The sequence below is a fragment of the Sulfitobacter sp. PR48 genome (assembly GCF_028807335.1).
Classification (GTDB): Bacteria; Pseudomonadota; Alphaproteobacteria; order Rhodobacterales; family Rhodobacteraceae; genus Sulfitobacter.
This window is the reverse complement of the sequence record NZ_JARAMM010000012.1, coordinates 40,377-62,101: the sequence shown is the minus strand read 5'-3', so window position 1 is coordinate 62,101 and position 21,725 is coordinate 40,377. Positions and strand designations below refer to the sequence as shown.

The window sequence follows — 21,725 nt, the reverse complement described above, 5'->3', positions numbered from 1 at the left end:
TCTAACCCTTGGATTTCGGCGCGAGGTGATCGTGGACGATGATGACGCCCCACATGCCCGCCTCCCGGTGGCCGGGTATCAAGCATGCAAACTCCAGGTTGGTCACATCGGAGAACTCCCAGATCAAATCGGCATTTTGTCCACTTGGGATCGAAACCGAGTTGGCGCTGTCATGCTGCATATCGGGATGTTCGCGCATCCATTGCTGATGTTTTGCGACCTCGTCAAAGGAACCGAGAAAGAACTCGTGATCCAATGCGCCGGTATTTCTGATTGAAAACTGGACAACCGAGCCGCTTTCAATCTGGATCGCGTCCGGCTCGAAAAGCATGTAGCCGCTTTCCGTCTCCCGTATGGATATTTCAATCGTCCTGTCGATCGAGGAGCCATCACCGGGTTTCCCGATCGGATCATGGCCAGGCACTTCGAAGGCTCGCGCGTGAGGCTGCTGGCCCTTGCCACTGGAAGCGCCCACTGAAAAAGCCGGAAGGACAAGCGCAAGGGCGATGGTGCAGGTTCTCAGGAAATTCTTCATGCTCGGCTACCTCCGTAGCGCTTGATTTTATGGGATCTTCTTGCTTGCTTGGGCTAAGCGATCAAGGCGATGGGGCCGGAGTGTTTACCCCCGGCCCCATTGTTAGTAGTTACTTCATCTGCGTGACGGTCAGTTTACCCTTGACCCGGTCGGCAACGAACTCGATGTCCTGACCTTCCGCCATCTTGGCCACCATCGCCTCGTCGGCGCGGAACACCATGGTCATTGCCGGCATATCCAGGTTGACGAGAGGGCCGTGGATAATTGTGACCTTGCCGGCCTTTGCGTCGATTTTCTTGATGGTGCCGCTTGTGTATTCCACGTCAGCCTGAGCCATCTGGTCACCGACTGCGACCTCACGGTGCATTCCCGATTCGTAGTGGCCCGGGATCAGGCACGCTGCTTCGAATGTGCCAGAATTTGCGAAAGTCCAGACAACCTCGCCCGAGGCGCCCGCATCGAGACGGATACGGTTCGGATCGTCATGTTCCATGTCCATCTTGGCCATTTCGATCTTGTGCTCGGCATTACGCTCTACCGTGTCGAGGACGAATTCATGCTCCAGCTCACCCTTGTTGGTGATGTTGAAGCGGATGGTTTCGCCCTCCTTGATATCCATCGGCTCACTCTCGATCAGCATCTGGCCCTCATCGTTTTCGAGCAAAGTGACGTCGATTGTACGATCCACCTTGGCGGCGTCACCCGGCATGCCGACCATCATTGCGGCCGGCTTGTTCTCCCCATGCCCACCGTCGTGTGTACCTGCAGCAAAGGCCGGTGCTGATAACGCGATCGCAAAGCTTGTCGTCAAAAGAAGATTTCTCATTTTATTGTCCTGTAGGTTGGTTTGGTTGGAGTTGACGAAGGGCCGCTCAGCCCTTCGAGGTTGGTTTCGGTGTGAGAATGGTCTTGGGGCTGTTGTTGGAGGCAAATTCGGGTAATTCGCCGGTCCATTCGTAGGCCATCTCGCCCGGAGGATTTTCGTACCAGCCGGGATCGGAGTAATCGTCCGCGTCGATGCCGTCTCGCACCTTCACGACCGAAAACATGCCGCCCATCTCGATGGGTCCGTACGGGCCCCAACCCGTCATCATCGGGATGGTATTGTCAGGCAGCGGCATTTCCATTTTTGCCATGTCCCCCATGCCGGACATGCCCATCGGCATGTATTCCGGCTGGAATTGACGTATCTTCTGGGTCAGCGGCTTCTTGTTCACCCCGATGAACGTCGGCACGTCATGGCCCATAGCGTTCATCGTATGGTGAGATTTGTGGCAATGGATCGCCCAATCACCCAGATGATCAGCTGTGAATTCGTAGGCGCGCATCGCACCTACGGGAATGTCGATGCTCACCTCCGGCCACTGTGCTTCAGGCGGCACCCAGCCGCCATCCGTGCAGGTGACCTTGAAGTCATAGCCGTGCATATGGATCGGGTGGTTCGTCATCGTAAGATTCCCAACCCGCACTCGCACCCGGTCGCCCTTGTTCACGACCAGCGGATCGATGTCGGGGAAGATCCGGCTGTTCCAGGTCCAAAGGTTGAAATCCGTCATCGTCATGATGCGGGGTACATAGGTCCCTGGATCGATGTCGAAAGCGTTCAGCATGATCAGGAAATCACGATCTACCGGCATGAATGTGGGATCCTTGGGGTGGACCACGAACATGCCCATCATCCCCATCGCCATCTGGGTCATTTCATCGCCGTGGGGGTGGTACATGAACGTTCCGGACTTCACCAAGTCGAATTCATAGACGAAGGTTTTGCTTGGTGGGATGCTGGGATGGCTCAACCCGGAGACCCCATCCATGCCCGACGGAAGAATCAGCCCGTGCCAGTGTACCGTTGTGCCTTCCGGCAGCTTATTGGTGACGTAGATGCGCACCCGGTCGCCTTCGACAGCTTCAATTGTCGGGCCGGTGGATTGGCCGTTGTAGCCCCACAAATGCGCGATCATGCCGTCGGCAAGCTCGCGTTCTACCGGTTCGGCCACGAGGTGAAATTCTTTCACCCCGTTGTTCATCCGGTGCGGCAGGGTCCACCCGTTCAATGTGACCACAGGTGTGTAGTCCGGCCCGGAATTGGGACGCGCCGTGATCGCCGTAGCCGCACTGTCCATCTGCGCGGCTTCGGGCAAACCCATGTTCAGGGTTTGACCCCAGGCTTTCGAAGAGACCAGCGTTGCACCTGCCGCGCCGGCTCCGAGTAATTGACGTCTGTTCAACATGTCAGTTCCTTTCAGTGTCCTGCGCCGCCACCGGCGGCAAGTGTCGCGCCTTCTCCACCAGCACCACCGCCGTCGCCACCGCCATAGATCGCAGCGGTCAGATCAGCCTGTGCCATGTAGAATTCGCGTTTTGCGTTTGCCGCTTCCAGCGATGCGCCAAGTTTTTCGCGCACATCTGTCAGCAGCTCGAAAGTGTTGGTGATCATGCCGTTATAAGACAGCAGCCCTTCTTCTTCGACGGTCGTGCGTAGAGGCACAAGAACGTCGCGATAGTGGCGGGCGATCTTATATGCGGCGTGATAGGAGGCTTCAGCGCCACGCGCTTCGGACCTGACATTGACAGCTCTCTCTGCCAGCACGTTGGCTGCTTGCAGGTAAGACAATTCCGCCTTGCGCATCCGGGCCTTGCCGGTGTCGTAGATCGGGATTGCGAACTCCACCTCCACCTGAGGGGTGGTTACGGTCTCCGTTTCTCCGTCCTCAACCTCCCGCTCCGCTTCGAACCCGGCAATGAATTCGAGATCGCTGATAATGCGAGTCTGATCAGTCAGACCAAACGCTTTGGCCTGTGCTTCCAGGCCAAGTTTGGCAACGCGCAGATCAACCCGATTTCGCAATGCTTTCGCTTCGATGTCAGTCACACGGCCGACGGAACGCGGCAGCGCAGGAAGGGCATCGGGAACATAATAGTCGACCTCGGTGCCCCACAGCCCCATGAGCCTGGTCAGCTGCTCCTTGGACCGGGTAGCATTCAAGCGTGCCTGGGCAAGTTGTCCGGCGAGTTCGGCATTGAAGGCCTGTTCACGGGCCTGCCCGGCTTTGTTCAGCGCGCCGGTCTCGCCCAGCCTCATAGCCAATTCCGATCCGGCGTCAGAGGTCGCTTTCGCGCGGCGCAGATAGCTCACGGCCTCGAAGGCAGCTACGGCATCGACCCATGCCTTCCGCGTCTGATTGGCCAGTGCGAGCGTGTCGTTCACGGCGCTCAGTTGAGCCTGCCGGAAATTTGCGTCTGCAATGGCCGTACGCTGCTTGCGAGTGGTGGCATCGAGCACGTTCGACCGGATCAGTCCTTCGATCGCCCTGTAGGCACCCAGTTCGGGCGCACCGATGCCCAGTATACCGATTGCGACGATCGGATTTTCCGGGGTCGATTGCTGCCAGGCCTCAGCGGCGGATAGGCCGACATTTGCATAAGACGCCTGCAATCCCTTGTTGTTCAGAAGCGCGACCTGAACGGCGGTGTCCGCCGAAATGGTCTTGCGGTGCACCATTGCGTGCACCTGCTTCTTCAAGGCCTCGTTTTCGGCCTGGGTTTCGGCGAAGGCTGTCCGTTTGCCGATGGCTGGTGTGACCTGGCTGGAAATGTTGGCGAAGCCAGCTTTTGGTTCCGTGTAGATGCCCGGTACAGCTGCAGCACAGGCACCCAAGATTAGCGGAAAGCCGAAAACCAGCGGAAACTTCGATACCCGCATCAGTTGCCCTCCGTCTGTTCTTGATTGACGGAACGCCAGTCGCGGGGACCTGTGGGGCCGCGGTAGGTGTAGCCCGCCAAGGGGTCCTGATAGCTGATCAGCGATGAAACTGCCGTGTTGGCGACGGCCTGTTGGGTCGCGACGGACGGCAACGGGGTGGGCTCATAGGCGCATGCGCCAAGCCCGAGGGCCGAAGCCCCCATAAGTAGATGAATTTTCATGAACGTAACCTGATTGATGAACGTTGTCTCACGCAGACTCTGCGCAAGGCTCACACCCGTTTTGGGCGTCGGTTCAGATCAGGAATCGAGGGGGCCGCAGGAACCCTGCTGTTTCCACCGAATACGTTTGACCGTCGAGAATGACATATTCACTTGTACCAACCGGCTCTGCTTCGATCTTGGTGTCTTCGAGGAAGACGACAGAAATACAGATACCGTTGCAACACTCTTGGGATTGTTGCTCTTTGCCATCCTTGTCGGACGCTGCGATGTCGCTTGCGACCCTAAGCTTCTCATGCGCGTGATGCGCATCGCTTCCGGTGTCATGAGTCATGGCGGCACCAACGACAACAATAGACTTGGCTTGATGTCCGTCATGCATGCCGGACGCCGCGTGAGCGGCAGAAGGTGGTGACAATACCAATGCCAGCGCAAACGCAATGCACGTAAACGCCCTTGACCAGCTTGATATGAAAACTCGAAAGCTCATGCCGCGAACATCGGATACCCATGCAGTACAGTCAATCCGTCCTGCGCAGGAAGGTTCGTCGCTTTTTTTGAAACCGGCGAGTTTTGGCCGCTGCTGTCAGAGAATGTTGCATATCAGCGACATAGAGAGAGCCGCTATTTCCGTTCAGCAGAGCGTTGCTGACGCATCTTGGCTACTGAACCTCTGCCAGCTTCTCAGACCTGTAGCCCGCATCGCGGATCGCTGCGGCCAATGCAGTTTCACCCAGGGTGCTGTTGACGTCGACGATACGTGCAGTCAGATCGCACGAAACCGTTGCATCCGGGTCGGCAGCCATGATGGCCTTTTGGATAGAAGCGGTACAATGGCCGCAACTCATGTTCGGTACGCTGAATCTGAACATCGCAGTCTCCTTTGAAGACATGCATGTAAGGCGTTCCTGCATGGGAAGGTCAATGGCCAGAATTTTACTCAACATGGCTGTTGACCTTCCTGTAACTGGAGGCCCTATCTATAGGAGGATCAGATCAAGGAGATTCTCATGTCGGATCCGCGCACCCTTCAGCTTTCGCTGCAAAACATGTCCTGCGCTTCCTGCGTCGGGCGCGTGGAACGTGGCCTCACGGCTCTGCCGGGGGTCAGCAATGTCCGCGTCAATCTCGCCAACGAGACCGCCCAGGCGCAGATCGACGCACCGGAGCGCATTGCCGAAATTGCGACAACCCTTGATGAGATCGGGTATCCGGCCCGTACCCGAAGCGTTCGTCTGAACATCGCATCCATGTCCTGTGCTTCGTGCGTCGGTCGGGTGGACAAGGCTCTGGCAGTGCTGCCGGGCGTGCTGGACGTGAACGTCAACCTGGCATCGGAAACCGCTACGGTCACCTACCTGGAGGGCGCGGTCGCGGTTGCCGACCTCATCAAGGCGGCCAGCGACGCGGGTTACCCCGCCACGCAGGCCGAAGACAGTTCATCGCAAGACGCAGGAGCCCGCAAGAACGAAGAAGCGCGGGATCTGGCGCGCCGGACAGTCGTGGCGGCGACCCTCGCCCTGCCGGTGTTCCTGCTCGAGATGGGCGCACATCTGATCCCCGGCATGCACGGTCTGATCGGCGACACCATTGGCCATCGGGCCAGCTGGATGATCCAGTTCGTGTTGACCACGGCTGTCCTGTTTGGGCCGGGACGTACGTTTTACACACGCGGTTTCCCGGCATTTTTAAAAGGCGCGCCGGACATGAACAGTCTTGTCGCGGTTGGCACATCGGCGGCCTATATCTATTCGCTCGTGGCGCTTTTCGCACCGACGCTGCTGCCCGCGGGATCGCGCGCGGTCTATTTCGAGGCGGCGGCAGTCATCGTGGTGCTGATCCTTCTGGGCCGCTGGCTGGAGGCCCGCGCGAAGGGCCGGACCGGGGTTGCGATACAGAAACTGCTCGGCCTTCAGGCCAAGACAGCCCGTGTGCTGGTTGACGGCGAGCCGCAGGATGTGGCCATCGACCGCATCGTCGCGGGCGACATTCTGATCGTGCGCCCCGGCGAGCGGATTGCAGTGGATGGCGAACTGACCGAAGGCAGTGCCCGTGTCGACGAGAGCATGATCACCGGCGAACCGGTGCCGGTCGCCAAATCCGTGGGCGATCCCGTCACCGGCGGCACCGTCAACGGCAGCGGTGCCTTCCACTTCCGCGCGACGCGTGTGGGTGCCGACACGACACTGGCCCAGATCATCCGGATGGTCGAAGAGGCACAGGGCGCCAAGCTGCCGATCCAGGGCCTGGTGGACCGGATCACGCTCTGGTTCGTGCCCGCGGTCATGGCATTGGCGCTGTTGACGGTGATTGTCTGGCTGTTGGTCGGTCCTTCGCCCGCGCTGTCCTTTGCGCTGGTGGCCGGCGTCTCCGTGCTGATCATCGCCTGCCCCTGCGCGATGGGGCTCGCCACGCCGACGTCGATCATGGTCGGCACGGGACGTGCCGCCGAGATGGGCGTGCTCTTTCGCAAGGGCGATGCCTTGCAACAGCTATCCAGCGTGGATGTTGTGGCGCTGGACAAGACCGGAACGGTTACCCAGGGCCGCCCGGAACTGACCGATCTCGTGCTTGCGGACGGCTTTGACCGCGCCGAGGTGCTGGCATTGGTCGCCGCTGTCGAGGCGCAATCGGAACACCCGATCGCCGAGGCAATCGTGCGCGCGGCAAAGGTCGAGGGCGTCGCGCGGCATGACGTCATGGATTTCGCATCCATCACCGGCTACGGCGTGCGGGCCAGGGTGGCGGGCCGCGAGGTGCTTGTCGGGGCCGACCGCCTGATGACCCGCGAGGGGCTGAAGATCGGCGACCTGGCCGACGAGGAGCGCCGACTGGCCGAACAGGGCCGCACCGCACTTTTCGCGGCAATCGACGGTCGTGTCGCCGCCGTCATCGCGGTAGCCGATCCGGTGAAGCCGTCCAGCGCCGCTGCAATCCGCGCCTTGCACGCACAGGGACTGAAGGTGGCCATGATCACCGGTGACAAGCGCGAAACGGCAGAGGCTATCGCCCGCGAAACCGGGATAGACCATGTGATCGCGGGCGTTCTGCCCGACGGCAAGGTGGCGGCGCTGGACGATCTGCGGGGCACCGGCCAGCGCATCGCGTTCGTTGGCGACGGGATCAACGACGCACCCGCGCTCGCCCATTCGGACGTGGGTATCGCTATCGGCACCGGCACCGACGTGGCCATCGAATCCGCAGATGTGGTGCTGATGTCCGGCGATCTGCGCGGCGTCGTGAACGCCCTCGAGGTGTCGCGGAGCACCATGCGCAACATCCGCCAGAACCTTTTCTGGGCATTTGGATACAACGTCGCCCTGATCCCGGTTGCGGCGGGCGTGCTTTATCCGGTGTCAGGACTTCTGCTCTCACCTGTTCTGGCAGCAGGTGCGATGGCGCTCAGCTCTGTCTTCGTGCTGACGAATGCGCTGCGGCTGCGCCGCGTGCGCCCGGCGATGGACGAAACGGCGCGCCCCGTCTCCGAAGCCTCGGCATCCCCGATTCCAGCTGAATGAACTCAAGGAGGAAACGATTATGAACATCGGAGATGTGGCCGACCTTTCCGGCCTTCCCGCCAAAACGATCCGCTACTACGAAGACATCGGTCTTGTCGAACCGCTGCGCAGTTCAAATGGCTATCGCAGCTTTCGGCAAAGCGACGTGCACAAGCTGGCCTTTCTCGCCCGGGCACGGGCCCTTGGGTTCACCATCGAGGATTGCCGGAGCCTGCTGAAGCTTTATGCCGATACTGACCGCGCCAGTGCCGAGGTGAAGCAGATTGCCGAAGAGCATCTTGATCGGATTGACAGCAAGATCGCTGAACTAACCGAAATGCGCGCGACGCTGTCGCATCTTGTGGATGCATGCGCGGGTGATCACCGCCCCGATTGCCCCATCTTGGCCGATCTGGCGATGGAACAAAAGGCGGGCAGTATCAGCAAGGCGTCCGGATAGCTCTGACGTCTGCAAAAGCCGAACTTTCCCGAAAACTACGGAACATTCCAGCGCAGCAATGTTGTTCCTTCTATAGGACATCAATTTTTCGAGACTGGAGGTTTCCAATGACATACATACGCTTTTTCGCGATGATCGCCACATCCACGGTGGTGATGTTCATCCTAATGTATCTCAACACCTATCTGCTGAGCCATATCTTCTGGTCCGAAACACGCGCCTATATGGCCGTGCTGATGGGGGCCACAATGTCGATCATCATGCTGGGCTTCATGCTGTCGATGTACTCCAGCAAGGCGATCAACGCTGCCATCTTCATTGGCGGCGCTGTGGTGTTTGCCGGATCCCTCTGGTTGGTCCGGAGCCAGGTAACCGTTGGCGATACCAGCTACATGCGCGCGATGATCCCGCACCATTCGATCGCGATCATGACGTCGAGCCGCGCCAACATTTCTGACCCGCGGGTGCGCAAACTGGCTGACGAGATCATCTTTGCCCAGGACAAGGAAATCGCCGAGATGCGGTATCTGGTGAATGACATCGACGCGAATGGTGACGCGGCCGATGAGAGCCCGGATGGTCCGGCCCGCATCGTCGATCTGAACGAGGCGCTTTCATCCGCCGAAATCGCTATCCTCGATCTGGAATTCCTGACCGGCGACGAGATCGCGCAGCTTTTCCCGGATGGGGCCATCTGCACCTTCAAGTATACCGCGACCAGCAAACCTGTGCTTGCCGCAGGACAGATCGATGGCGCCCCGGCGGCGCTGGCAAAGATCAGCGGCGATCTGGTGCGTCTTGGTTCAACCGACGGAACCGGCACCCTGCGCACCGAAGGAATGTCCGTGGCCCTCAGTGCGCCGGACGGGGCTGCGGCGCTGGAAAACAGTGGTGAAGTGCAGGACGCCAACCTCGTGCTCGAGCTCGATGCCGGCCTGCGGGCAGGCTATCGCGGCTATTATGGCTGCGACGCCTGAACCCTGAAACGGAGGATATGACCTGCCAAGAGACACAACCCAGACAGCCAAGCTTTACCGGATGGTGATGCCCGACCACCTCTGTCCCTATGGGCTCAAATCCAAGGACCTGCTGGAGCGCAAGGGTTTCGAAGTCAAGGATCACCCTTTGACCACGCGTGAGGAAACCGACGCGTTCATGGAAGAGCACGGCGTCGAAACCACCCCGCAAACCTGGATCGGCGACGAGCGGATCGGCGGATATGACGACCTTCGGGTCCATTTCGGCATGGATGCGCCCGAAGACGAACGCTCGGACACATCCTATCAGCCGGTGATTGCGATCTTTGCCGTCGCGTTCCTGATGGCGCTCGGTTTGTCGTGGTACAGCTTCGAGACCATTATTACCCTGCGCGCCCTGGAATGGTTCATTTCCATCTCGATGTGCTTTCTGGCCGTACAAAAACTTCAGGATGTCGAAAGCTTTTCGACCATGTTCCTGAACTACGACCTGCTGGCGCGTCGGTGGGTGCGATATGGCAAGATCTATCCGTTCGGAGAGGCGTTCGCAGGCATCCTCATGGTCGCCGGGGCGCTGACCTGGCTTTCGGCACCGGTGGCCCTGTTCATCGGCACTGTTGGCGCAGTATCGGTTTTCAAGGCGGTCTATATCGACAAGCGTGAATTGAAATGCGCCTGTGTCGGCGGTGACAGCAATGTGCCGCTTGGCTTTGTCTCGCTCACGGAGAACCTGATGATGATGGTCATGGGGATTTGGATGCCGATCAGGGTCTATCTGATCGGCTGAAAGGCGGGTGCCTTTTTCACATCCCTCAGACCCGTTCTCCCGACAGGTGCGCAGGTCAGACAGCACTGCGAAAAAGGTCAAGCTGAATGGACCAGATAGTCGAAGCATTCACGACCGGGGCGGGCATGCTCTGGAAGGCGCTCTGGGCGCTGATCTTCGGCTATATCATCTCCGCAGGCATCCAAATCTTCGTGACACGGGATCAGATGGCGCGTGTTCTGGGTGATCGTGGTGCCAGGAAGCCAAGCATTGCCGGCTCCTTTGGTTTCGTGTCGTCGTCCTGTTCCTTCGCGGCTCTTGCCGCGTCGCGTTCGATCCTCGTGAAAGGTGCGCATCCGGTCAATTCGATCGCCTTCCTGATTTCATCGACAAATCTGGTGATCGAGCTTGGAATCGTCCTTCTGGTCCTGCTGGGCTGGAAATTCATGGTGGCGAATTTCCTGCTTGGCATCCTGATGACGATCTACGCCTATGCCCTCTCCCTGATGTGGCTTCCAAGGTCGTTTGTCGAAAGCGAAAAAGAGCATGCGGAGAAGGCCCAGTCCGACGAAGGTATGGACACCGACCAGACCATGAAGGGATCGTTCCGCGACAAACTGCTGTCCCGCGAAGGATGGGACCGGATCGCCCGCGTTTTCTTCATGGAATGGAAGATGGTCTGGAAGGAGATCCTCTTCGGCTTCACGGTCGCGGGATTCATTTCCGTCTTTGTGCCGCAGAGCTTCTGGAACGCGATCTTCCTGGTCGCAGATGGCGGTGCGCAGGACGCGCCGGGCTTCCTGATCGTTCTCGAAAACGCGCTGGTGGCACCGGTCGTCGCTTTCTTCACCTTCATCGGGTCGATGGGCAATGTCCCCCTGGCCGCGATGCTCTGGTCGCGTGATGCGTCGTTCGGAGGCGTGATCGCCTTTCTCGGAGCCGATCTTGTTGCTGCCACGGTGATATGGGTGCACGCAAAGTATTATGGCTGGCAGTATGCGCTCTATCTTTCAGGCTTGCTGTACCTGTGCATGGTCGCTGCGGGAATTACGGTGCATTACCTGTTTGCTCTCGTAGGGATGATCCCGACCGAGCGGCCCTCGCTTCAGGAAATGGTCCGGTTCAGCATCGACTACACGTTCTTCCTCAACCTGATATTTCTCGTCATCGGGGCAATACTGATCTGGCTTCACCTCAGAAACGCCAAGGAAAATTAACCGATTGAAGCCAGGAATGGGAAGGTTCCCAGAAGCCAGTAGGCAAACCGGGACAATTGGCCGGTCATGATGGCAACGCCCATGATGATCATGGCGACGCCTGCGCCCTTGTAGAGCCAGCGACCGGCCTTGCCGATCTGTCTGACCCGCGCGGCGATGGCGTCGGTGAACAGCGCGGCCAGCAGGAACGGCACGCCTAGCCCGGCGGAATAGATCGACAGCAGCCAAATGCCGTCCGACATGCCGCCGGAAGTCGAACTGAGTGTCAGGATCGCGCCAAGGATCGGTCCGATGCACGGCGTCCATCCAAACGCGAAGGCCAAGCCCAGGACGTAGGCTCCGAGCGGGCGACCCCCCGGAATGTCGAGTGTGAAGCGGGTGTCACGCGAGAACGCTTCCAGACGGAAGGCACCCAGCATGACCAGTCCGAACAGGATGATGATCGCCCCGCCCAGATAGTTGAGCTCAGTGCGCCAGGACAGAAGCAGCGACCCGAGCGCGCTGGCCCCGGCACCCAACGCGACAAAGACCGTGGAAAATCCCAAAACGAAACAGGCGCTTAGCCCAAGTGCCCCGGCGCGTGCCCGCAGACCGACCGACCGTGTCGTGCGCAAATCCGGCTGGCCCGCAATATAGGAGACATAGCCCGGCACCAGCGGCAGGACGCAGGGCGACAGGAACGAAATGGCTCCCGCCAGAAACGCCGCGACGATGCCGATGCCGGAAATATCCATCATGCGTTACCATGTCCGCTGAAGGGCCGTGATGCCCACCAGAAGGCAATCAGCGGGATTACGATCCATTGCAGTACCGGCGACAACCCTGCATCGAGGACCGGAATGATCGGCATCAGGTCCGAATAGGCCCAAGCCGCGCGGATCACGATGTTGAGCCATTCACTGAACAGCGTATATCCCAAACCGAACAATATTGTCAGGACGGTCACCGATCGTCGTGTCGGCGCCACGAAGGGCCAGCCGCGGCCGGTCAGCATCAAGGCAAGCATCAGCGCGCTCATGGCAATCAGGATGTCGCCACCCGTGCAATGAACCGCGGCGAAGGCGATCTCACCCCAGGTGCCCTCGTTCCAGATCGTGTAGAGCGGCATGTGGGCGAACTCCCAGATCAGATTAGCCGGGATGATCACCGAAAAATATCGACGGAGTGCTGTCAGGGAAATTCTATCCGGCGCGGACTGCATGACGCCAATCGCAGCATTACTCATTGAAACGCCCCCGTCAGCCGGTCCCACCAACCGCGTTCCCGGCGTCGGTGCTGGGCATTGTTGATCAACTCGCTGACATAGAGGATCAGGTTCACATTCTTGAATTCCATGCCATGGAACTTTGCGGCAAACCGCCCCCCGATATCCACGACATGGGTGACCGCACCGTGCATCATCATGTCGCTGTCGTCCGCTATCGTGAACTCCAGCCCGTAGTTCCGCGCCAGAAGGCGCGTTGCGTCGTCAGCCTGATCAGGCCGTTTGGTCAGAATGACCCAGTTGGTCGGATCGAACCGATGCCGGTCCCCGTACCCGCGCAGAACGTCAGGCGTGTCATTCACGGGATCGGTTGTGATCGAGATGAATTGCACCAGATCCCTCATCGGCCCGTCGTTGATCGAAGCCTGGACCGCCGCGATCTTTTCCGCATGGAGCGGGCAGATGTCCGGGCAGTTGGCGTAGATGAAATGCAGGATGACGACCTTGTCGCTGAAATCCGCCAAGCGCACAGGATTGCCCTCCGCATCCTGCAACTCGAAATCCGGGGCCTGTGCTGCGTCGATGGCCTGGAAGTATGGCTCCATCTCGAACATCCGCGCATCCAGATTTTCACCCGGATGATCGGCGGAGGCCGGAAAGGAGATCGTGGCCGCAAATGTCGCCAAGGCGGCGCGCCGGGTCAGATAGACAATCAACTGCATCACCTTTCGGATTGATGGGGCTTGCCACCACCCGCATCGTCGCATTTCCCGCCAGACCCGCCCTTCATGCACAGACCAAGCCCGCACATCGCGGCACAGGGTGCCAGCGAAACCAAGACAGGCGCGAGACCGATCGCGGTGAGCCATCCCCAGTTCAGCGCCATGCCGCCGCCCATAACGGTTGCCGCACCGACGAACAGCAGTCGTCTGCGCGTCAACCACCGGGGCCAATTGCCTGCGCTTTCGATGTCGGCGGCACCCGCATCGTTGGAAGATGATATGTCGGTCATCCGGAAAATCCTTCTGAAGTTTGAGTACTGGTCATTCTGATAACTGGGCGGTCAAGGGCGGGCGGCGCTCTTTCAGGGGCGCTTATTCGATAAAGCCTCGCAAGAAGGAGACCATCTCGGGATCATCCCATTCGGCCGGGCCGACCAGTCTCCCAAGCTCCCGCCCCTGCGCGTCGATCAGGATCGTTGTCGGCAGACCGACGGTGCGCAGCGCGGTCATCGACAGCATGGTCTTGTCGACATACATCTTGAGATTGTTGACACCGATCTCGTCGTAGAACCGCCGCACGACGGGCGACCCGGCCCTGTCGATGGACAGGGCGACGACCTCGAAACGGTCGCCGCCAAGTTCCGCCTGAAGTGCATCCAGCGTCGGCATCTCTTCCCGGCAGGGGACGCACCAGGTTGCCCAAACGTTCACGAGGATCACCTTGCCACGAAAATCCTCCATGTCCCCACGGCTGCCGTCCTCGGTCTCGAAGCGCACATTGATCACCGGCTGCGGCGTGTCGTGCAGTGCGAAGCCTTGCGGCCCGGCAAACGCCGTGCCGACGGACAATGCCCAGACGAGCAGCGCCGTTTTGAGATATTTCATGGCGTTGGCTCCTTGCCAGCTTGGGTTTTCAGATCACGGACGATCGGCAAAAGGGTTTCCTCCAGAATCGCTCGCGTGATGGGGCCGACATGGCGGTAGGCAATGGTGCCGTCGGACGTGATGACATAGGTTTCGGGCACGCCGTAAACGCCCCATTCGATGCCAGCACGTCCGTCGATGTCGGCCCCGATGCGCGCGTAGGGATCGCCCAATTCGTCGAGCCAGGCGCGCGCCTGCTCGGGTGGGTCCTTGTAGTTGATCCCGTAGAGCGGCACCTCACCGGTGGCGCTCAGCTCCATGAACAGCGGGTGTTCGGCCCGACAGGGCACACACCACGAGGCAAAGACGTTCACCAGCGAGACATGGCCGATCAGGTCCTGCGTCGAAAGACCTTCCTCGCGGCGGAGCACCGGAGCAAGCGCAAACTCCGGCACAGGTTTGTCGAGAAGCGCCGATGGCAAGTCGTCGCCGCCCCTGAAAAGCCCCCAGCCGAACAAGACCATGAGGGCAAAAGCTATCAGCGGCACCAGCACAAACCCGGAGATCCTGCGCCGCGGTACGGGGTCGATTTTGCTGACGACCTCTTGCGTCATGGCTGCACCTGCTCATCCGCAAGGGTACGGCTTTCCTGCGAAGCGCGGATCCGATCGGGCCATGTGCTCTTGATGTAATCGATGATCGCCGTGATCTCTTCATCCGTCAGCACCTCCTTGAAACCGGGCATGTCGCTTTCATAGCCATTCCCGACAATCGCCGCCGTTCCGCGCTTCACGATGTCCAAAAGCACGCGGTCCGTATGGTGCCAAGTATGGCCCGAGGCGTCATGCGGCGGGGCAGGCAACCGGCCGTTCGGCAATCTGGAGCGCCAATCGGGCTGCCCCTCCAGGTTTGCGCCATGGCAACTGGCGCAATTCTCCTGATAAAGGCGTTCGCCCGCGAGCGAGTCATCCTGCGCCGAAACGGGCAAGACCGTTGCAGCCAGCAAAAGTGCTGCGAGCCTAATGGTAATTTTCATGTCGCTTGTGCCTTCTTCTGGCTATCCAAATACAACGAGAGTGCGACTATCGATGCCACGACAAGCAGGACGGACGCCCCCAGACCAATCCCCATCGACAACAGGCCGTCGCCGTTGCTGTCGCCCTCATTCCGCATCTTGGCGCATTTCTATTTTCCGCTGTCCGAGCGGATGTATTTGACCAAGGCGATTGCCGCGAGCACCAGCACCGCCACGAAGAGTAACCAAACCAGTCCCATCGCGATCATCATGCCGCCACCCATCATTCCACCATCCATCATCATGCACTTCATCCTTTGTTTTCCCTTGAAACCGGTCAGGCACGGGATCGCACCAGACCGCGCAATTGATCATTCGACCGCATAGACGGTCGGGTTCACACCTTCTTCGACGGTGTAAATCTTGAACGGTTCCTGCTTCGCACCCCCCATACCCGGCGATCCCAACGGCATGCCGGGAAGTGTCAGGCCGACAATGTCCGGGCGCTCATCAAGCAACTTGTTGACGACATTGACCGGCACATGACCGCTGACGACGTAGTCTTCCAGAAAGGTCGTATGGCAGCCCTGAAAATCGTCCGGGATACCTGCATCACGGCTGATCTGAGCCAGATCGTGGGTCGGCTTCACCTCGACTGTGAAGCCATTCTCGCGCAGGTAGTCCGCATAGCTCTCGCAGCATCCGCATTGCGGGTTCTTGTAGAGCGTGGCCTCTTGCGCTGCGGCAGGCGCGGCATTCAGGCTCATTGCAAGTATAGCGGCAGCACCTGCGGTGCCAAGATTGGCAAGTCCAATTAGTTTCTTCATCGGTTCTTTCCTTTCGTGGTGATCGTTACGTGAGATTGTTTCAGGTTTTGGTCGTGCCAGGATCGACACGTATGATGCCCATCATGCCGGCCGCCTGGTGCTCCAGGATGTGACAATGGAACATCCAGTCTCCCGGATTGTCCGCCACGAAGGCGATCTGGACCCGTTCCTCGGGCGCCATCAGGACGGTGTCCTGCCATTCGCGGTGCCGTGTCGGTTGCCCGTTCCGTGTGATCACACGGAACGAATGTCCATGAAAATGCATCGGGTGATGCCACGCGGTGCGATTGTCCATCTGCAGCACATGCGACGTGCCCTGCGGCAGGACCAGCAAGGGATCCATCATGTGCCCCGTTGCTGCTTTGCCGTTGATGAACCACATGTTGCCTTCGCGCATCTGCTCCATCATGGACCCCATGCCGCCGCCCATCATCATCTGCCCCATCATGCCGCCGTTGAAGACGATCTGATGCCGCGCAGCCGACGCCATATCCGGTTCGGCCAGCGGGTTGGGCGACAGGTCCATCGACCAATCCGGCACACTGTCCCGCAGCCTGTCAGGCCCGTAGGCGAGATCGACCAGACGGTATTCCAGATCCCTGTAGAAGACATCGGTGACGGTCACGCTCTCTCCGGGCTTGCCGGTCATGTCGATCACCAGATCGACACGCATGGCCGGGCCGACCACCACGGCGTCACTGTCTGGTGCATGAGGTGCCACGGGTTGACCGTCCAGAGCGACCACGACCGGCGCAAGCCCCCCGAAATCCAGCCCGAATATCCGGGCATTGGCTGCGTTGACCAACCTCAGGCGGATGCGTTCTCCGGATCGCACGGCGATGCGGTCCGGTATCTGGCCGTTGATGGTCACGGAATTGCCGATACGCCCGCCGTGCGCGGCGTCGTGCCGACTTCCGAAATCTGTCGCAATCTGTCCGTCGCCGGTCATCCGCCAGTCATCGAGCATCCAGGTCAGATCGCGATCTACGCGGATCGGGTTTGCTTCCTCGACGATCAGCGGCCCGTAAAGCCCGCGTCCGACCTGTTCGGAACTGCGTTGGTGCGGGTGATACCAGAACGTGCCAGCATCCAGTGCATCGAATTCATAGAGAAAATCGCCACCGACGGGGATCGGGTCCTGTGTTAGGAACGGCACACCATCCATCGCATTGGGTGTGCGAATGCCATGCCAGTGGACCGTCGTCCCCTCATTTAGCCCATTCCGGGCCAGAACCCGAATTCGGTCTCCCTGCCGCACCCGGATCTCGGGGCCGGGGAGGGATCCATTGTAGCTCCAGACGTCGGTAGAGCCGTAGGGTGCCGGTCGCAGGGCGGCTTGTCCGGCCGCAGCGCGTAGCAAGAATGGGTCCTCTGTCGGACCTGCCATCGCTACTCGAGCCGGTGACAGAGCGGATATGGCCGTGAAAGCGGCACCGGTGCGCAGCACGTGCCGTCGTGAAATCAGTCTGTTGAGGGTCATCACTTCTGCCTTGATCTGAAGGGGTCGCGCTCAGCCAGCTTCGGCCAAGGCAACGGTCAGGCCCCGCAATAAGCTAGGCCGTTATCAGGTTCAGACAGGCAGCTTGGGAGGGAATGGATCAAGCGAGGGAATCGCGCCAATCGGGATCACAGGTCCCGCGACCGGGATGACAACACCGAAGGCCATCTCAAGCGTCATCGCTGACGTACGAGCTACGATACCGGCCGAACTTCCCGCGCCACATGGGACCGTACACCCACCCTCGCAGGATATCCCGTCAGCAAATCCGATCGGATCGCATCCGCCGCAATGGTCGTCCGCGCTTTCGGCGCCCACCATCTGAACCATTGCTGCCTCAGCCGCATTCGCTGCCGATACATCCGGCGCAACCACGGCACCGAAGCTCAATGCAAGAATCAAAATGAGGCGAAAAACGCGGATCATGCAATTCTTATGCAAGCTTCCAGTAGGGGGAGGTCAAGAAGTATCCTGTAACATAGGCGTGACATTGCCACGTGGGTACTCACTGATTGGCCAACGGATGCCCGAGGTTGGTTTCAAGGGAAAATCTGAGGCGAGACTGCGGACTCATCCAAGGTCTGTTTCGGAGCCAGGCAGCCACCCGCATCTTTTCATGCGGGTGGCTGCCCTTGTGTCAACTTGCGTCTTTGAATTCGGTGTATTGGCCGCGCACCTGGACAGTCACGGTTGCGGGCTGGCTGTCCCGATTCCGCCAGAACCATCCGTGTTCGCCGTCAAATGCCGCGATGATCTCGCCCTCGTCGCCGGTCGAACCGCGGCCCTTTTCATAGGTCACCGACTGACCGCCGCCGTGGCCGTGCATGTCGAAATTCACCCGACCGCCATCGACCAGCATTCGGTATTCCACTGTCTGGCCCACTTCCATGACCAGCTTCCACTCGGCGCTGTCGCCGGGTGCCAGCGTAAAGGTGGTTTCGTCGCGCCAGACTTCGGCCTCCTGTGCATGTGCCGTGCCGACAAAGAGTCCAAAGATATCGTTCATAAGGCTCGACTGCTCTTCGGCTTCGATCTCCAACAGCCTGTCGGCTTCGGCCTCCTCCGCAAGCTGGGCTTTGATCTCCCCCATCTCGCTCAGCCCGAGAACCCCGCCGATCCCGGTCGGGTCGATGTTGTATTCGGCAGGCAGCACGACGGTCACAAGGATCGCAACGGCGCTGGCCGCCGCAATGGCAGTGGAACGGATAAGCTGCGCGGAGCTGGGAAGCTCATCAAGGCTCGGTTTTTTTGCGTTAAACATTTTGGTCTCCTAACTTCTCAGGTGGCTACGAAGTAGCCGGTGATTTGCAGGCCCATGAGGATGAATCCCATGGACATCATGACGACGTTGGCGGTGTAGGCTTGGCGGAAGAAGTTTGGGGATTTCCGCCAGAATCCCATGACGATGAGGATCACGGCAAGCGCCATGATCTGGCCAAGCTCGACGCCCACGTTGAACGCCAGAAGATTGGCCAGCAGCCCGTCCGAAGCGATTTCATACTCTAGGATTTTCGTGGCCAGGCCCGTGCCGTGGAAAAAGCCGAAGATCAACGTTGCGGCCTTAGTGTTCGGCTGGAACCCGAACCAGCGCTGATACGCCCCGAGATTGTCGAGCGCCTTGTAGACGACCGAAAGGCCGATGATCGCGTCGATGATGTAGGCGTTGATGCCCCAGCCGAACCAGACACCGGCCAGCATAGTGGACGAGTGCCCGAGGGCGAAGAAGCTGACGTAGACGCCGACATCCTTCATCTTGTAGAGGAAGAAGACGACGCCGAGCAGGAACAGGATGTGGTCGTATCCCGTCACCATGTGTTTGGCGCCGAGATACATGAAGGGAATGATGTTGATCCCCCAGATTTCTTGGATGTAGCCCGCGTCACTTTCGGTGACATTGTGGGCAAACGCGTGGCTTGCACTCAGAACGAGTGCCGACAGCGTTATTAAGGACAGGATCACGATCCGGCGTATGCCGGGATCGGTCCAGCCCCGGTGGACTATATTCATGGATTTGACTCCGCATATGTGTTGATGATCGAATGCAGCGCGCTGTTGGCACGCAGTCGGTCAGACGCGCGGAGGTCGTTCGATTTGGTATGTCTGTAAGGTGTTCGACGTGGCCGACCTCAAAGGCCATGCGGCTCTGTAAATATCGAGCGGGTGCGGCGATCGGTCGGGGCCAGGCACAACCGCCTGACTGTGATCGTGATCGACGCTGTCATGGTTGTGTCCATGCATGGCCCAGGCAAGGTCTTCTTCCAGTCCATGCGAATGACCGTGCTCAGCAATCATTTCTGCGTGCTCTTGGAGGACGCTGAAGACTGAGGACGCGTGCGAGGTTGCGGGCACCACAGACCAGAGAAGTACGGCTAAACATAAGAGTGTCGCAAACGCGGCGTTTACAACTGTCCTCAAGGTTTCCATAGGTTCTGCCCGTCTGCCCGTCTCTAGCGTGGTGCGTCGTGGCACCATCTTGTTCTATCCTCCCGGGGGGGATAGAACTACTTTATGACAAAACATCCAGTCCATGCAACCCATCCCGCCCTTGTCGCCCGGCTGAAACGCGCTGACGGCCATTTGCGCGCCGTGATCGAAATGATCGAGGCGGGCAAACCCTGTCTGGAGATTGCTCAGCAGATGCAAGCGGTCGAAAAGGCCGTGACGAACGCCAAGCGTGCGCTGATCCATGATCACATGGACCATTGTATTGACGTTGAAAGTTCTGAAACTGATCGCGCAGAGTTGCGGGCGATCGCCCGATATCTCTGAGGCCGACCATGCTCGATATTCTCTCCGACCGCACTTATCGGCACCTCTTTCTGGCGCAAGTCGTAGCCCTTCTGGGTACCGGACTCGCCACAGTCGCACTCGGCCTGCTCGCCTTTGATCTTTCGGGCGACGGGGCGGCGCTGGTCCTCGGCACAGTCTTCACCATCAAGATGGTTGCTTATGTGGGCATCGCGCCCATTGCAGGGGCTTTCGCAGACCGCGTGCCGCGCCGCGCGCTTCTGGTGATGCTCGATCTGGTGCGTGCCGGTGTCGCCCTCGCACTGCCCTTCGTGACCGAGGTCTGGCAGGTCTACGTCCTGATCTTCCTTCTTCAATCGGCTTCCGCCGCCTTCACGCCGACCTTTCAGGCCACGATCCCGGACGTTCTGCCCGAAGAGGCGCGCTATACCCGCGCGCTGTCGCTGTCGCGGCTGGCCTACGATCTGGAAAACATCGTCAGCCCGACGCTGGCGGCCCTTCTGCTCGCGGTGATGTCCTACAATTCACTTTTCCTCGGAACGGTCCTCGGTTTCGCCGCATCGGCCCTTCTGGTTGCTTCGATCGTGCTGCCGAGTCCCCGCCCATCCGAGCCGCGCGGTGTCTATGACCGCACAACGCGCGGCATCCGCATCTATCTGGCCACGCCGCGCTTGCGCGGGCTCTTGGCATTGAACCTCGCGGCGGCGGCGGCAGGTGCGATGGTGCTGGTCAATACCGTCGTTCTTGTGCGCGGCTCGCTCGGCCTTTCGGAAAGTGCTCTGGCCTGGACGATGTTCGCCTTCGGCGCAGGGTCGATGATCGCCGCGCTGGTCCTGCCGCGTGTTCTCGATGTGTTGCCGGACCGGCCCGTTATGTTCGGCGGAGCCGCGCTGATGGTGGCTACTCTGGTCGGTCTGGCGTTGACGGTCCTTGGAGCAGGCCTTGGCTGGTCCATCCTTCTGACAGCCTGGCTGCTAGTGGGGTTGGGGTATTCCACCGTTCTCACCCCCTCGGGCCGGTTGCTGCGCCGTTCCGCCCACGCCGGGGACCGCCCGGCACTCTTCGCGGCGCAATTCGCGCTGTCCCACGCCTGCTGGCTTGTGACCTATCCGCTGTCGGGATGGCTGCTGACGGTCTATGGTGTCGTTCCCGCACTGATCGGACTGGCCCTCATCGCCGCCTTCGGTATGCTCGCAGCGCTGAAACTCTGGCCGTCCGGCGATCCCGTTGAGCTTGAGCACACCCACAAAAATTTGCCACTCGACCATCCCCACCTAAGGGGACATCGCAGGCACAGCCATGCCTTGATCATTGACGAGAGCCATCCTCGCTGGGCCACGCATTTATAAATCGCAGCAAGAGACGAAGACTGGACACGGGCGGTTCGTTTTCATCTGTGCGGACATTCGTGCTTCGACCAACATTCGTCAAACTGGGCTAGATGCGCGAATTCTCTGCAAGTTTGGCGGAC

Annotated in this window: 26 protein-coding genes; 7 read left to right on the top strand and 19 right to left on the bottom strand. The window is 59.6% G+C overall.

Going from position 1 to position 21,725, the window contains the following annotated elements:
* Position 1 precedes the first annotated feature (1 nt).
* The 7 genes from PVW51_RS16445 to PVW51_RS16415 form a co-directional block, all read right to left on the bottom strand.
* The gene (locus tag PVW51_RS16445; protein ID WP_009820144.1) at positions 2 to 535 is read right to left on the bottom strand and encodes a cupredoxin domain-containing protein; all 534 of its coding nucleotides are present in this window, start codon (positions 533 to 535) and stop codon (positions 2 to 4) included.
* A gap of 109 nt (positions 536 to 644) precedes the next feature.
* Positions 645 to 1,361, bottom strand: coding sequence for a copper-binding protein (locus tag PVW51_RS16440; protein ID WP_037929554.1), 717 nt, complete (start codon positions 1,359 to 1,361; stop codon positions 645 to 647).
* Positions 1,362 to 1,407: 46 nt separating this feature from the next.
* Entirely contained in the window at positions 1,408 to 2,766 is a 1,359-nt protein-coding gene (locus PVW51_RS16435; RefSeq protein WP_224557742.1) for a multicopper oxidase family protein, read from the bottom strand.
* Positions 2,767 to 2,777: 11 nt separating this feature from the next.
* Entirely contained in the window at positions 2,778 to 4,238 is a 1,461-nt protein-coding gene (locus tag PVW51_RS16430) for a TolC family protein (RefSeq protein ID WP_067293082.1), read from the bottom strand.
* Positions 4,238 to 4,459 (bottom strand): hypothetical protein, encoded by a 222-nt coding sequence (locus tag PVW51_RS16425; protein ID WP_223865963.1) that lies wholly within the window; start codon positions 4,457 to 4,459, stop codon positions 4,238 to 4,240. Before PVW51_RS16425 ends, PVW51_RS16430 begins: the two co-directional genes overlap by 1 nt.
* Positions 4,460 to 4,532: 73 nt before the next feature.
* Entirely contained in the window at positions 4,533 to 4,841 is a 309-nt protein-coding gene (locus PVW51_RS16420) for a hypothetical protein (RefSeq protein WP_232367722.1), read from the bottom strand.
* Between the two features lie 280 nt (positions 4,842 to 5,121).
* Positions 5,122 to 5,331, bottom strand: a complete 210-nt coding sequence (locus tag PVW51_RS16415) for a heavy-metal-associated domain-containing protein (protein WP_037929722.1) — start codon at positions 5,329 to 5,331, stop codon at positions 5,122 to 5,124.
* 138 nt (positions 5,332 to 5,469) lie between these two features.
* On the opposite strand from PVW51_RS16415, the gene PVW51_RS16410 reads away from it, so the two are divergent.
* The 5 genes from PVW51_RS16410 to PVW51_RS16390 all read left to right on the top strand — a co-directional run bounded on the left by PVW51_RS16410 (position 5,470) and on the right by PVW51_RS16390 (position 11,376).
* The gene (locus PVW51_RS16410; RefSeq protein WP_067293079.1) at positions 5,470 to 7,977 is read left to right on the top strand and encodes a heavy metal translocating P-type ATPase; all 2,508 of its coding nucleotides are present in this window, start codon (positions 5,470 to 5,472) and stop codon (positions 7,975 to 7,977) included.
* 19 nt (positions 7,978 to 7,996) lie between these two features.
* On the top strand, positions 7,997 to 8,416 hold the full coding sequence (gene cueR, locus PVW51_RS16405; RefSeq protein WP_037929540.1) for a Cu(I)-responsive transcriptional regulator: 420 nt from the start codon (positions 7,997 to 7,999) through the stop codon (positions 8,414 to 8,416).
* A gap of 107 nt (positions 8,417 to 8,523) precedes the next feature.
* Positions 8,524 to 9,393 carry a DUF305 domain-containing protein gene (locus tag PVW51_RS16400; RefSeq protein WP_037929537.1) on the top strand — a complete coding sequence of 290 codons (870 nt, stop codon included), beginning with the start codon at positions 8,524 to 8,526 and terminating at the stop codon, positions 9,391 to 9,393.
* 61 nt (positions 9,394 to 9,454) lie between these two features.
* The gene (locus PVW51_RS16395) at positions 9,455 to 10,180 is read left to right on the top strand and encodes a MauE/DoxX family redox-associated membrane protein (protein WP_037929534.1); all 726 of its coding nucleotides are present in this window, start codon (positions 9,455 to 9,457) and stop codon (positions 10,178 to 10,180) included.
* 86 nt (positions 10,181 to 10,266) lie between these two features.
* Positions 10,267 to 11,376, top strand: a complete 1,110-nt coding sequence (locus PVW51_RS16390) for a permease (protein WP_037929531.1) — start codon at positions 10,267 to 10,269, stop codon at positions 11,374 to 11,376.
* On the opposite strand, the gene PVW51_RS16385 is transcribed toward PVW51_RS16390, so the two are convergent.
* From PVW51_RS16385 to PVW51_RS16330, 12 genes are all read right to left on the bottom strand, one after another.
* A complete protein-coding gene (locus PVW51_RS16385; RefSeq protein WP_037929528.1) occupies positions 11,373 to 12,113 on the bottom strand; it encodes a cytochrome c biogenesis CcdA family protein in 741 nt (246 codons plus the stop codon). The genes PVW51_RS16390 and PVW51_RS16385 overlap by 4 nt on opposite strands.
* The gene (locus tag PVW51_RS16380; protein WP_081855445.1) at positions 12,110 to 12,601 is read right to left on the bottom strand and encodes a hypothetical protein; all 492 of its coding nucleotides are present in this window, start codon (positions 12,599 to 12,601) and stop codon (positions 12,110 to 12,112) included. The genes PVW51_RS16385 and PVW51_RS16380 overlap by 4 nt, the downstream gene beginning before the upstream one ends.
* A complete protein-coding gene (locus tag PVW51_RS16375) occupies positions 12,598 to 13,302 on the bottom strand; it encodes an SCO family protein (RefSeq protein WP_037929522.1) in 705 nt (234 codons plus the stop codon). Before PVW51_RS16375 ends, PVW51_RS16380 begins: the two co-directional genes overlap by 4 nt.
* A complete protein-coding gene (locus tag PVW51_RS16370; protein WP_037929519.1) occupies positions 13,302 to 13,592 on the bottom strand; it encodes a hypothetical protein in 291 nt (96 codons plus the stop codon). The genes PVW51_RS16375 and PVW51_RS16370 overlap by 1 nt, the downstream gene beginning before the upstream one ends.
* 82 nt (positions 13,593 to 13,674) lie before the next feature.
* Entirely contained in the window at positions 13,675 to 14,187 is a 513-nt protein-coding gene (locus PVW51_RS16365; RefSeq protein ID WP_037929516.1) for a TlpA family protein disulfide reductase, read from the bottom strand.
* Positions 14,184 to 14,780: a DsbE family thiol:disulfide interchange protein gene (locus PVW51_RS16360; protein ID WP_037929514.1), complete on the bottom strand. Its 597-nt coding sequence runs from the start codon at positions 14,778 to 14,780 to the stop codon at positions 14,184 to 14,186. The genes PVW51_RS16365 and PVW51_RS16360 overlap by 4 nt, the downstream gene beginning before the upstream one ends.
* Positions 14,777 to 15,202, bottom strand: a complete 426-nt coding sequence (locus PVW51_RS16355) for a c-type cytochrome (RefSeq protein ID WP_037929512.1) — start codon at positions 15,200 to 15,202, stop codon at positions 14,777 to 14,779. The genes PVW51_RS16360 and PVW51_RS16355 overlap by 4 nt, the downstream gene beginning before the upstream one ends.
* A 149-nt stretch (positions 15,203 to 15,351) precedes the next feature.
* The gene (locus tag PVW51_RS16350; RefSeq protein WP_263481059.1) at positions 15,352 to 15,486 is read right to left on the bottom strand and encodes a hypothetical protein; all 135 of its coding nucleotides are present in this window, start codon (positions 15,484 to 15,486) and stop codon (positions 15,352 to 15,354) included.
* Between the two features lie 66 nt (positions 15,487 to 15,552).
* Entirely contained in the window at positions 15,553 to 16,008 is a 456-nt protein-coding gene (locus tag PVW51_RS16345; RefSeq protein ID WP_037929510.1) for a DUF411 domain-containing protein, read from the bottom strand.
* Between the two features lie 40 nt (positions 16,009 to 16,048).
* The gene (locus PVW51_RS16340; protein WP_274576083.1) at positions 16,049 to 17,368 is read right to left on the bottom strand and encodes a multicopper oxidase family protein; all 1,320 of its coding nucleotides are present in this window, start codon (positions 17,366 to 17,368) and stop codon (positions 16,049 to 16,051) included.
* A gap of 775 nt (positions 17,369 to 18,143) precedes the next feature.
* The gene (locus PVW51_RS16335; RefSeq protein WP_274576080.1) at positions 18,144 to 18,767 is read right to left on the bottom strand and encodes a transmembrane anchor protein; all 624 of its coding nucleotides are present in this window, start codon (positions 18,765 to 18,767) and stop codon (positions 18,144 to 18,146) included.
* A 17-nt stretch (positions 18,768 to 18,784) separates the two neighbouring features.
* The gene (locus tag PVW51_RS16330; RefSeq protein ID WP_274576078.1) at positions 18,785 to 19,513 is read right to left on the bottom strand and encodes a HupE/UreJ family protein; all 729 of its coding nucleotides are present in this window, start codon (positions 19,511 to 19,513) and stop codon (positions 18,785 to 18,787) included.
* A 501-nt stretch (positions 19,514 to 20,014) separates the two neighbouring features.
* Here PVW51_RS16330 and PVW51_RS16325 point away from each other — a divergent pair.
* The gene (locus PVW51_RS16325; RefSeq protein ID WP_007120627.1) at positions 20,015 to 20,275 is read left to right on the top strand and encodes a metal-sensing transcriptional repressor; all 261 of its coding nucleotides are present in this window, start codon (positions 20,015 to 20,017) and stop codon (positions 20,273 to 20,275) included.
* Between the two features lie 8 nt (positions 20,276 to 20,283).
* Positions 20,284 to 21,603, top strand: coding sequence for an MFS transporter (locus tag PVW51_RS16320; protein WP_067293074.1), 1,320 nt, complete (start codon positions 20,284 to 20,286; stop codon positions 21,601 to 21,603).
* Positions 21,604 to 21,725: the final 122 nt, after the last annotated feature.